We start from the raw sequence: 2,178 nt of genomic DNA, 5'->3' as shown, positions 1-2,178 counted from the left end.
CGAGCGCCGCGACGTGGTGATCGTCGCCTCGGTCTCCTGCATCTACGGCATCGGCTCGCCGGAGACCTATGCCACCATGATCGTGGAGGTGAAGGCCGGGCAGGAGATCCGCCGCGCCGACCTTTTGAAGAAGCTGGTGGAGCTGCAGTACAAGCGCAACGACGGCAACTTTCACCGCGGCACCTTCCGCGTGCGCGGCGATACCCTCGACATCTTCCCGGCCCACTACGAGGACCGCGCCTGGCGCCTCACCCTCTTCGGCGACGAAGTGGAGACGATCCACGAGTTCGACCCGCTGACCGGCGACAAGACCGACAGCCTGGAGTCGGTGAAGGTCTACGCCAACAGCCACTACGTGACGCCGCGCCCGACCCTGCAGCAGGCCGCCAAGCAGATCAAAGAAGACCTGAAGATCCAGCTCGAGCTGTTCAACCAGCAGGGCAAGCTGCTGGAGGCCCAGCGCCTGGAGCAGCGCACCACCTTCGATCTGGAGATGATCGAGGCCACCGGCTCCTGCGCCGGGATCGAGAACTACTCGCGCTACCTCACCGGGCGCAATCCCGGCGAGCCGCCGCCGACCCTCTTCGAATACCTGCCAGAGGACGCGCTGCTCTTCGTCGACGAGAGCCACGTCACGGTCGGCCAGTTGAACGGCATGTTCCGCGGGGACTACGCGCGCAAGTCGACGCTCGCCGAATACGGCTTCCGCCTGCCGTCGTGCATCGACAACCGGCCGCTGAAGTTCGAGGAGTGGGAGCAGATGCGCCCGCAGACGGTCTACGTCTCGGCCACCCCCGGCCCCTGGGAGCTGAAGCAGACCGGCGGCGTCTTTGTCGAACAGGTGATCCGCCCGACCGGCCTTATCGACCCGGTCTGCATCGTCCGCCCCACCGAAAGCCAGGTCGATGACCTGATCGGCGAATGCAAGGCCATGGCCGCGGCGGGCAACCGGGTGCTGGTGACCACGCTCACCAAGCGCATGGCCGAGGACCTGACCGAATACCTCCACGAGGCCGGCCTGAAGGTGCGCTACATCCACTCCGACGTCGACACCCTGGAGCGCATCGAGATCATCCGCGATCTGCGTCTGGGGGTCTTCGACGTGCTGGTGGGCATCAACCTGCTGCGCGAGGGCCTGGACATTCCCGAATGCGCCCTGGTCTGCATCCTCGATGCCGACAAAGAGGGTTACCTGCGCTCCACCACCTCACTGATCCAGACCATCGGGCGGGCGGCGCGCAACGTCGACGGCCGCGTCATTCTTTATGCCGACAAGATGACCGACAGCCTGACCGCGGCGCTGGAGGAAACCAACCGCCGCCGGGAGAAGCAGCAGAGCTACAACGAGGCCAACGGCATCACCCCGGAATCGGTGAAGAAGCAGATCGCCGACATCCTGGAGAGCGTCTACGAGAGCGACCACGTCACGGTGAAGACCGGCGACGAGAAAACCAAGCACATGGTCGGCCACAACCTGCGCGCCTACATCGAAGACCTGGAAAAGCGCATGCGCGAGGCCGCCGCCGACCTGGAGTTCGAGGAGGCCGCCCGCCTGCGCGACGAGATCAAGCGCCTGCAGGACCAGGAACTGGGCCTCGACAAACCGGGCTCGGCCTCCGGCGACGGCAGCGGAGCCGGCTTCGCCGACCGCATCGCCAGAGCCGGAGCCGCCAGCAAGTCCCGCAAGGGCAAGCATCGCGGGCGCTCTGGGGGAAGGCGGCGGTGAACTCTCGGCGCTAGAAAGGGTCAGGCCGGGTCGTCGCTCTCGCCTTCAGCCATCAGAAAGCGGCGGCGGGCGCGCCAGTACTGCACCGCCAGGACCGGCAGAGCCAGCGGCAGCAGCAGGACCACCGCCGTGATCGCCAGCACCCAGACCAGGATCGCCAGCGGGAGAAACTCCGTCAGCGCCGTGCTGGTCAGGGCCTCGACAACACCGATCACCCAGCCCGCCGCATAGAGGCTGAGACCGGCCAGCATCGCGAGCGCCGCATAGAACAGCACGCCCGGCCCGCCGGCGGCGCCGAAGAGGAGATCAAAGGCGATCATGGCGTAAGCGACGACCAGACCGGTCGTCAGAACTACGATCTTGCGCAACAGCGCCTGATGTTCGGGCATCGCTTTGCCGGCTCGCCTCCGAGAAGACTGCGTGCCGCCCAGCCGAGCGACCCGCTTCCCTGC

Annotated in this window: 2 protein-coding genes; one reads left to right on the top strand and one right to left on the bottom strand. The window is 66.5% G+C overall.

Translation table 11 applies throughout. From position 1 onward, the window contains the following. Positions 1-1,726, top strand: a 1,726-nt coding sequence (gene uvrB / locus Q0982_RS19835; RefSeq protein WP_299398853.1) for an excinuclease ABC subunit UvrB, incomplete at its 5' end; no start/stop codon positions are given. 20 nt (positions 1,727-1,746) lie between these two features. Here uvrB and Q0982_RS19830 read toward each other — a convergent pair. Further along, positions 1,747-2,115, bottom strand: coding sequence for a hypothetical protein (locus Q0982_RS19830; RefSeq protein WP_299398850.1), 369 nt, complete (start codon positions 2,113-2,115; stop codon positions 1,747-1,749). Positions 2,116-2,178: the final 63 nt, after the last annotated feature.

Origin of the sequence: Pelagibius sp., from assembly GCF_028281305.1 — a bacterium.
GTDB lineage: Bacteria > Pseudomonadota > Alphaproteobacteria > Kiloniellales > Kiloniellaceae > Pelagibius.
Note: the sequence above shows the minus strand (reverse complement) of the source record. Positions and strands in the feature narration are given on the sequence as shown.